The sequence below is a fragment of the Polycladomyces subterraneus genome (assembly GCF_030433435.1).
Lineage (GTDB): Bacteria > Bacillota > Bacilli > Thermoactinomycetales > JIR-001 > Polycladomyces > Polycladomyces subterraneus.
In genome coordinates, this window is the sequence record NZ_JANRHH010000032.1 from 1 (window position 1) to 8,583 (window position 8,583).

An 8,583-nucleotide genomic window follows, 5' to 3' on the forward strand; every position below is an offset into this window, starting at 1 on the left:
TTCATTACCGTACGATGAATATTGCGTGTAGGGTCTTCTTCTCCGAATGACAGCCTGCAATTGCAAAAGCTTCATCAGGCGGTACGCACGCTTGTGATTTACGTGTATTCCGTATTTTCGCTTCAAAAGAATCCGCATTCTTCGGTATCCGTATATCCCTTTCAGCCTGTGGTACTCCAATGAAAGGATCTGTTTGATTTCATGATCATTACCTTCTTTGGCCGGCATTGACCGTTGATCTTTCAAACCTTCCGCAGCATAGGCTTTTAGCCATCTTCTCACATACGAATGGGATGGCAATCCCAATTCCTTGGCGATGGTTTCCACGCCCTTGTGTTCTTCATGATACATTTTGACTGCTTTCAACTTAAACTCCTGACTGAACGAACGGAACTTTTGCCCCTTTTTGGCCATGAAAAGCCCCCCTTTTAAGTAGATTTACGCACACTTTTTATTGCGTGTCTACTTTAAGGGGGGCACTTCAAAAACCCCGGCTTTTAGCACTTTCACAGCCCCAAAATTTTGGCCTCTGACGGGCCTAAATCAAAAATCCAATCTCCTCCATATCCGCCTGGTCAACCCGTATTTTCGTGCTTATAGCGAGCTCTTTGATCGGACGAAGCGTGAGCAGGTACTCAACCACCTTTTCAGCGTTTCTAGCAATGAAAGGTGACTTCCCGTCCATCGTCACGATCCACCCAAGCTCAGTGCCAACGATAGTGCGTCCCACATCAATCCGAGCGGACGAACGGGATAAAGGAAAGATCAAAAGATCGTCAGCCTCCAGGGTCTCCAGCTTCCTTAACAGTTGATGTTGATCCATTCTGTACTGCCTCCCATTCTTCATGGTAACTGTTCGCAGGCGATACCATCATGATCACCATCCAGCTTGTATGGATCACCGGGTTGATGGATTTCAAAAAACCACTGCGCTTCTTCCTTTGTTTTGAAATCGGTACAATCTACGTCACCGACGGGTTTTTTCACTGGAGCAGGGAGTATACTTGCACACCATTTTCCGGGGTCAAATCCGTCATCAGTGACATACCCAGGACAATGCCAGATACCAATGTGCTTCGTTCGGGCGACGTTCTCCGCTTTCCGAAACTCAGCAAGGTGCCGACGGCTTTCATATATGTAACCAACGCGGGCAAGACCTCGTTTCAATAATTCCTCTTGAACACTTTTCCCGTCGGCGTAGACGTAAGCAAGCATACGGTTGTATTTGTCACGCTTTTCAACGTCAAACTCCAAGGTGATGTGCTTTGCATGGGTCAGTAGGTTTTTGGTAAATGCACTTGCTTCAGGTCCCAGTGGTTGCTTTCCTAACTTCGGGTGATGCGTCTCAGGTGTATCGATAAGAAGAAACCGAACCGTTTCCACTTTCCCGTCAATCTTAAACTGTGCGGTGTCACCGTCCACTGCCTCCACTAATTGTACAGATTGAAACTGTTTGGGAGAGGCAGAATCAGCGGCATTTTTTTGACCAACACAGCCCGTCAAAACGAGCATGACCGACAATATCAAGGTAAATAATTTCTTCATTCCACAGCCCTCCCTCCCTATGATTTCTTTTTGGTGTCGAAAAACACCTTTTGATTGGTAGTAAGGAATTACCGCTTATAAAACGAACATATATTCCCATAATATAATTATGGGGTGGTTCAAGTGAAGTGGTTAGATCGCGGCAAACCCATCAAGTTAAGCTGATACAAAAAAGATGAATGGATATTACTTTTATAAAAGTTTAATTTATACAGTAGTTGAATGTGCCGAACAAACCGGAGGGTATATTGTTTTTTTAATCAAGCAGCTTTGACGGTCTTTTTAGTATAATCGTATACGACACCCAGAATATCAAAAACTGTTTTTTTCTTATAGCGGTGAGATTTTCGCCCATTCTTTTCTATTAAATAGAAGAGGCGAATCAGAATCTTTGATAACTCTTGGGTGTTTTCTTGTATCGACTGATGAATCAATAAAAAATAGCTTTGAATCATATAGAAGGCCTTGTATTCACTCAACTCTTTACGCTTCTTGCGAAGCAAGAGTTCTCTCATGCGAAACATGGTAGAAGAGCATAAGAAGATAGCGATCAGCTGACCATAGAGATAGCATTCCATTTGTTCATTTTTAATGTCTTTACAGTGATCGATCTTGAAAATCGATTTCCAAGTTTTAAACAGAATCTCGACCTGCCATCTCAGCGAGTATAGGTCATGAACTTGTTCCTTCGGAACAAGTTCCCAAGGGATGTTGGTGATATATGTATTGATTTCAGTCAAACGTTTGCTACGCTCTGAGTATGTCATTCCTTTTTTCTTCTCTTTATAGGCTTGGTCCTTTCTTCTTTTCTTGACTTGTTCTTCCGTTAGTCGATAGAGGATGACTCTAGCAGGTAGTTTCTTGTCCCTGCCGATATAAGCATTTGGAATCTCCAGTGTTTCACCTGGTTGCATGTCATTCATGATCTCTTCTAAATCTAGTAGGATATATTCCGTTTGTTTCTTGATCGATCCATCTTTAAAATACTCGGGAGCTGGATTCTTTTTGTATATCTTGTTATTGAGCTTTAGACGGGACACATAGAAAACACCCCTTTGATCCATCTGATCCAGATCCACGAGTGAGAAGTATCCTAAGTCACGGATACATAGGTCACCAGGTCTAAGAGTATCTAGGCAAGTTGTACCAAAAGTTTTATCATTATTTTTTCCAGGTTCCACTTGAAGATTCAGAAACTGACCACTGTGTAACTCATATTCCAATTGAATTTTGACACCTGCTGTATGACCACAACCTCCTGCTCCTGGATAATCTTCCTTAAACGAATCTGGTATTTGAAAGGTCGTCGAATCAAGAATGCGGATACGCTGAAACAGTGATAAAAGCTTGCTTGAAATGGGGGTTATTGATCCTATTTCTGATTTCAACAAAAGAGTAAACAGGCTTTGAAGAAATTTCACTGCATGACTATTGAAACGTTGATTGAGCCCTTCAGGGCTCATCAGTACTCCATTCGAAGCTTCTAGTTGACTACATAGTTTGTTTAGGGAAGTGCTAGCAATATTTCGACTCACCCAAACACACAAAGTCACTAAGTCTATTGCACGGTATTTACTCTTCCTTTGAACGAATCCCTTTTCTTTTGCCAACTGCTCAAGAGCAGCTGATGATAAATGTTTTTGTAATTCTTCCGCAAATAGGTTTAGTTCATGTTGAATCGGAAGATTCATTGCGAAACGCCATCCTTTCCTATATTCCTATAGAAAGAATAGCGTTTTTCTGATGTTAAGACTATTCTATTTTCTTGGCTTGATGGCGATGGGGTATGGCAACCAAAAGCGAAATATAGGGCCAGATGCAAGGCAGCCCCTCAGCGTCTTCACTTTTCCTCTACTGGGATTATTGTCCCAGGATTCTGTTTATCGCCGTGAATTTATTTCAGGATTGTCCGTATGACCGCTTAGCCGGCCAAGATCCTTGAAGTTTGCAGATTTGTATGATTTGTCCGGTGTGATACGCATCGTGAAGAATGAGACTGTATAACCACATGCCGACAGGGTGTTTCGAAACTTCGCGCTCCAAGTCGTAATCGCTGTACCCAGCAATGATGTTGCGAATCGATTGATGTACGTCGTCCAGTTTCTTAACAGATTCTTCCCAAGCGGACGGTTCCACGGAAGTGACGGCAAATGTGTCGTCGTTTGTCAAACCTTGAGGATACTCGGTTTCTTCACCCGTTAGAAACTTCAGGAACCATTCCTTGTAAAACGTCAAATGGCGAACGTTCTCCCAGATCGTATGGATCGGCGCGCTTTCAGGCTTCCAATTCGCTTGCTCCGCCGTAACGCCTTTGAGCGTATCGGCCAACGGCGGATACCAGTCTTCTTTGTCGTAACCAATTTCCCATCCGTGCAGTAAAAATGCTTTCTTGTCCATACGATTCCTCCTGAAATAAAAATATGTAACGACTAAAAATTAAATTGATAGTTACAACATAGTATCACATGCGGCCAGAAGGAGTACCCACCGATAAATGTACTCAGATATAGAAAAGTTTATGTCCTAAAATTACATGTATCTCCCCCGAACCCCTATAGAGGCTCAGAATAATTATTTTTGTTTTTTATCTAACTCCCGTGCTGGGGTAGTACCCATGCCCATCAAGCTAAGCAAAATGGATACCCCCAAAACGAGAAAATGAGCTTCTTTGTTACAAGAAAGCCCAAAATTTCGTTCTGGGGGTACTATAAAACTTTAACTTGATAGGCATGGGGTAGAAGGAGCGAACGCCGATTTTGGGGCCATCTATACAAAAAGTGGAATTTCAGCCATGAAAAGTGCCGAAAAACATTATGGAAGTGGAACTTCACCCCTTTTTGAGTCCTTCACCTAACCAAATTAAGGGTGTTTGACTCAGCAACCAGGTAGATAAGTTCCGACTCCTATACTTCTAGTTACCGTTTTCCAGTTGCTAGGGAGATGATACCAAAATCGACGGATGCTCCTTCTACCCCAATATATGCCAGGAGCCGCCTCTTGTTGTACAAACAGTCCCTGGTCGTTCAATCATTCCAGATCCCCAAAATCATCATTTTCCCCACGATGTTGTGCCATCAACATCTCATATTTCCGCTTTTCTTTTTCATCACCCAGCAAAATGGCAACCAAATCAACACCGGATGTCTTAACTATTTTTTGCCGAACCCTATCTTCAATTCGGCGTCTCCTTATTTTGCTGGTTATTTCCCTATTCACTTTTTTCCTCGCTATATTTGACAAGGCAATCAATTTACCCATAATATCCCGTGCAAGGCCAAAATGGTCCTTACGCACGTACATAGTCCGAGGCAGCCCCTTGACGGAGGTACGAAATGCGGTAACCAACCCGCGTATATCAGTGTGCTAACCGTTGACGAACCTTGCCTTCGGGCCGGGCTTTCAACCTCACCACGACACGGGGCTTGACAGGTGTCGTTCATATCAAGACAGGTTTCCGGACCTTCCATAAAAATGGATTTTCGGCCGTGAGCGGTGATTTTTTGTTTTTTGGAGACCTTCAAAAACACGCCCCTATTTCCAGTTATGATGTAGGCTTCAATCCTCGTTTTTCTCGGTATTGCTGTTTTCCGCAACTCAATAATGCAGAAAAACGCGGCGCTCCGATATACCGCGTTTTGCATAAAAATGCAGGATTGGACAGGTGTCACTGTTGAACATAAGCCCCCGTTTGTCCAATATGATGCCTTCTAAACGCCTATGGAAAAATGGAACTGGCAGAACATGCCGTTCCGACGGGATAACGATGGGGAAGCCCTGTTTGGTTCGATTCCTCCAATTTGCACTCTTGCTTACTTTAATATTCTCCCTTAATTACAAAAAATGAGCCACGAATTGTTCCAGCTAGTTTAGACTTCTGCCTAGCAAACTTAAATTTCCCTTCTAATTCCTTTGGTACCTCCATCCCCTCAGAAAGCTTAAAACCAACGGCCCGCTTCTTAGGGTCATCAACCGAATACATGACGTTGACCACAAGACCATCCTCATAAAAGACGTAGGCCCATTTGATATTTTCCACTTGAAAACGCGATGTTTCTAAAGGTTTGGCCGCAAACTCAATATCACGTTCTTCTTTCAAAATTCGGTTTACATAATCAAGTGTCTCCCGACTTTCGCCAGCTGGTACAACCGTAAATTCATGCTTGTATTTGTTCATAAAGTAACGGGCTTCATTAGCACGTAAACCAGCAAGCGCTTCTGCTACAGGTGAAGACTCTAAACCAACCGTAGACACATTTTTAAAATCAACGATATAGGACATTTCCACGGCTCCTTTTATCTCTTTATTTCCTAACAACAGGAATCACATTTCTTGCTGTCTTTGCTTCCTGAAAGCAGTTGTTCCAGTTCTTCCTCCGAATAATCACTCAGCCTCTTGTAGGGATCGAAGGGACCCGACTGCACGAGCATGTTCCAATCCATGCTGTTCACCGTATACCCCGGCAGCATGATTGCCCCTTCATTCAACGACTTTCACTTGTCCAGTGCCTTACTCATGTCGACACACATGCTGCGATCGTCCCGTTGCACTCCGGACACATGCCTTGTGGATCGTAAAAGAAAACATGTTTGCTGGTCCGACATAAGGCTGACCCACTCGGGAGAGAGAAGGCTGAGAGAAGAGGCGAGATATCGGTAATCGTGCCCAACGTGGAATGGGAACCGCCGCCCAGCCTCTTCTGATCCACAATAACAGCCATGCTAAGATTTTCGATCGCGTCTGCACCGGTTGCGGAATACGCGGCAGAAAGGTGCGGACGGATTGTTTTCCTTTGCGCCCGAGACCACGATATACTACTGATTAGATTCGCTCATTGTTCCAACAGCTTTTCAAGCTGTCCGCACATGTTAGTCCAGCCATACTTAGCGCCTTGGAGTGCTTGCTCCGAACTGATATCGGTTTGATCGAGATGCACATGAGTAGTTCCATCCTCATTCTGTTTCAACGTCCAAGTAACCTTATTGCTTTCCCCAAGGCTTACCCATGTGTACGATAACCGATGAGGCTCGTCCACTTCGAGGACTTCGCAATCTATAATGCCGTTCCACCCTTCTGTCGGCTCCGTCCGAAACTGAAATTTATGTCCAACGACCGGTTTAAAATCATTCTCTTTGAAAAACATCCATTTCGAAAGAGTATTCGAATCCGTTAAAGCGAACCACACCTTCTCGATTGGACTCTTAAAGTGAAAATCTAGTGACAGGGATTTCCTTTTTTGTTCCTCCTGTAGTAAATGATTTAAAACGATCATTCTTTCTTTCCAGAATTTCTCGTAATAAGATACCCAATCTTGAATTTGCCTTAACGGAGCGGCATTCAGCCGGTACAGCGTTTCCCTGCCGACTCTTCGCTTGGTTACGAGACCGGCATCTTTGAGGACCGCCAAATGCTTGGAAACCGCTGTACGACCCATTTGAAAGTGAACCGTTAACGCATGGAGAGGCAATTCTTCTGCATCTGCCAAGAGACGAAGCAGTTTGCGCCGAGTTGGATCGGCAATGGCGTGATAAACATCCCGCAATTGACTTTTATCTGTCAACATCACCCTCCCCAATCCACAATTTCCAAAACGACACTGATCAGTATCCTATTTTAGGACACTAATCAGTGTCCTGTCAATCGTTAGGTGTTTGTTAGTATCTCCCTGTATGACTACCTTCATTCGAAGGATCTGCACCGAAAATTAATGGAAGGTCTGAACGACTGCAGCGAACATCGGCGTTGTTTGCCTCATTCTGGTTGTTTAGCGTATGATTTTTTTAAATTGTTGGCGATACCCCAAATAACTAAGTATGAAATGGAGGGATACGGAACATGGAACCGTTTCTGCAAAACCATCAATATAACTGTATTGCTCAGCAGGCGCATGTGCTGCTTTCCGCCTTACAAACTTCTACTGACAGCAACGTCGTGGAGGCAGTCAGATACAGTGCGGTAAGTAAAGCTTTTGAAGCCCGAAATGTCCCATTTGCCCGATTATTACAAAGCTGTAGGCCAACCTTTTTGGCCATTTAAGGAGGTAAGATTATGTCGGTCAAACTGAGCGACGACCGCACGTCCCGTATTTCCTCCCGTGGACAGGTTGTGATCCCGAAGGGGCTAAGGGAAAAGTACGGTTTGAAGGAAGGGGACAGTGTTGTATGGGAGGAGGAGAAAGGAAAACTGGTCCTGCGCAAAGCGAATTGGAAGGACTACGCGAATGAGATAGCGCGCAAGCTGGCGGAGGCGGGCGTCACGGAGGAGGAAATGTTCGAGGAGCTGAAGCGAGTAAGAAGGGAAATGTATGATGAGTGGAAAGACAAATAAAATGCGTGTACTCGTGGACACAAACGTGTTGTTTTCCGCTGTCATTTCCCGGGGCGTGCTCCCGTTTCGGTGATGCTGGACGTGATCCAAGCGGACCATCAATTATTAATCTGCACGTACAGCATCAATGAGATATCTCGAGTGCTACAGCGGAAACGACCGGAAGCGCTGACGGAGTGGGGCTGCCTGTTGTCCCGGCTCCGCTTCGAACTCATCCATACACCCAATCCAGGGGAAATCGACTTTTACATACCACAGATCCGAGACGTAGGCGATAAACCCATTTTGGCATCAGCGATCAAAGGAAAAGCGGATATCATCATAACTGGAGACAAGGACTTTCACACTGACGAAATCAGGGAATACATAGCCGTCTACATGCCGTCGGACTTCATGCGGGACTTTTGCTAAACAAGAAAAAACCCTCAGAGATTGACGCCGGGGGTTTTTCTTTTACGACAATGGGCGGGATATTTGACACTCCACACTGCTAAAGCCGTGGGATTCTTGAGTGGTAAAAGCCCTCAGTCCATTTCTGTTTCGAGCAACCCTCAAGCTAAGGGGTGTGTCATCACCCCATCCCATGCAGTTCTACGTTTCTTGCCGTATGTACCCACATGGGCGGCGTACCTGTTACCAGTACGCTAGTTCCTTTTCACTCACTCTCATGGTTTTACCCAGTGGGAGTGATTGGTTCGCCACTGGAACCTCAT

The 8,583-nt window shown here is 44.6% G+C and carries 10 protein-coding genes and 3 pseudogenes; 3 read left to right on the forward strand and 10 right to left on the reverse strand.

Features of this window, described 5'->3' with window-relative positions; genetic code table 11:
• The 10 genes and pseudogenes from NWF35_RS16945 to NWF35_RS07895 form a co-directional block, all read right to left on the reverse strand.
• On the reverse strand, nucleotides 1–414 hold a 414-nt coding region (locus NWF35_RS16945; RefSeq protein ID WP_435873857.1), incomplete at its 3' end, for an IS3 family transposase.
• Nucleotides 415–538: 124 nt separating this feature from the next.
• A complete protein-coding gene (locus NWF35_RS07855) occupies nucleotides 539–823 on the reverse strand; it encodes a hypothetical protein (RefSeq protein ID WP_301238506.1) in 285 nt (94 codons plus the stop codon).
• 20 nt (nucleotides 824–843) lie between these two features.
• Nucleotides 844–1,545: a thermonuclease family protein gene (locus NWF35_RS07860; RefSeq protein ID WP_301238507.1), complete on the reverse strand. Its 702-nt coding sequence runs from the start codon at nucleotides 1,543–1,545 to the stop codon at nucleotides 844–846.
• Between the two features lie 260 nt (nucleotides 1,546–1,805).
• Nucleotides 1,806–3,236: an IS4 family transposase gene (locus NWF35_RS07865; RefSeq protein WP_301238508.1), complete on the reverse strand. Its 1,431-nt coding sequence runs from the start codon at nucleotides 3,234–3,236 to the stop codon at nucleotides 1,806–1,808.
• A gap of 208 nt (nucleotides 3,237–3,444) precedes the next feature.
• A complete protein-coding gene (locus NWF35_RS07870; protein ID WP_301238509.1) occupies nucleotides 3,445–3,942 on the reverse strand; it encodes a DinB family protein in 498 nt (165 codons plus the stop codon).
• Nucleotides 3,943–4,572: 630 nt separating this feature from the next.
• Nucleotides 4,573–4,845 (reverse strand): hypothetical protein, encoded by a 273-nt coding sequence (locus tag NWF35_RS07875; protein WP_301238510.1) that lies wholly within the window; start codon nucleotides 4,843–4,845, stop codon nucleotides 4,573–4,575.
• Nucleotides 4,846–5,359: 514 nt separating this feature from the next.
• On the reverse strand, nucleotides 5,360–5,824 hold the full coding sequence (locus NWF35_RS07880; protein WP_301238511.1) for a DUF8821 family protein: 465 nt from the start codon (nucleotides 5,822–5,824) through the stop codon (nucleotides 5,360–5,362).
• Nucleotides 5,825–5,889: 65 nt separating this feature from the next.
• Nucleotides 5,890–6,310: pseudogene (locus NWF35_RS07885) on the reverse strand (excinuclease ABC subunit UvrA); the annotation flags it as partial.
• A 64-nt stretch (nucleotides 6,311–6,374) separates the two neighbouring features.
• Nucleotides 6,375–6,815 (reverse strand): SRPBCC family protein, encoded by a 441-nt coding sequence (locus NWF35_RS07890; protein ID WP_301238515.1) that lies wholly within the window; start codon nucleotides 6,813–6,815, stop codon nucleotides 6,375–6,377.
• Between the two features lie 54 nt (nucleotides 6,816–6,869).
• A pseudogene (locus tag NWF35_RS07895) lies at nucleotides 6,870–7,106 on the reverse strand (ArsR/SmtB family transcription factor); the annotation flags it as partial.
• Between the two features lie 272 nt (nucleotides 7,107–7,378).
• Here NWF35_RS07895 and NWF35_RS07900 point away from each other — a divergent pair.
• From NWF35_RS07900 to NWF35_RS07910, 3 genes and pseudogenes are all read left to right on the forward strand, one after another.
• Complete coding sequence (locus NWF35_RS07900) at nucleotides 7,379–7,579, forward strand: hypothetical protein (protein WP_301238512.1); 201 nt, start codon at nucleotides 7,379–7,381, stop codon at nucleotides 7,577–7,579.
• A 12-nt stretch (nucleotides 7,580–7,591) separates the two neighbouring features.
• Nucleotides 7,592–7,870: an AbrB/MazE/SpoVT family DNA-binding domain-containing protein gene (locus tag NWF35_RS07905; protein WP_301238513.1), complete on the forward strand. Its 279-nt coding sequence runs from the start codon at nucleotides 7,592–7,594 to the stop codon at nucleotides 7,868–7,870.
• Between the two features lie 66 nt (nucleotides 7,871–7,936).
• A pseudogene (locus NWF35_RS07910) lies at nucleotides 7,937–8,281 on the forward strand (PIN domain-containing protein); the annotation flags it as partial.
• Between the last annotated feature and the right edge of the window lie 302 nt (nucleotides 8,282–8,583).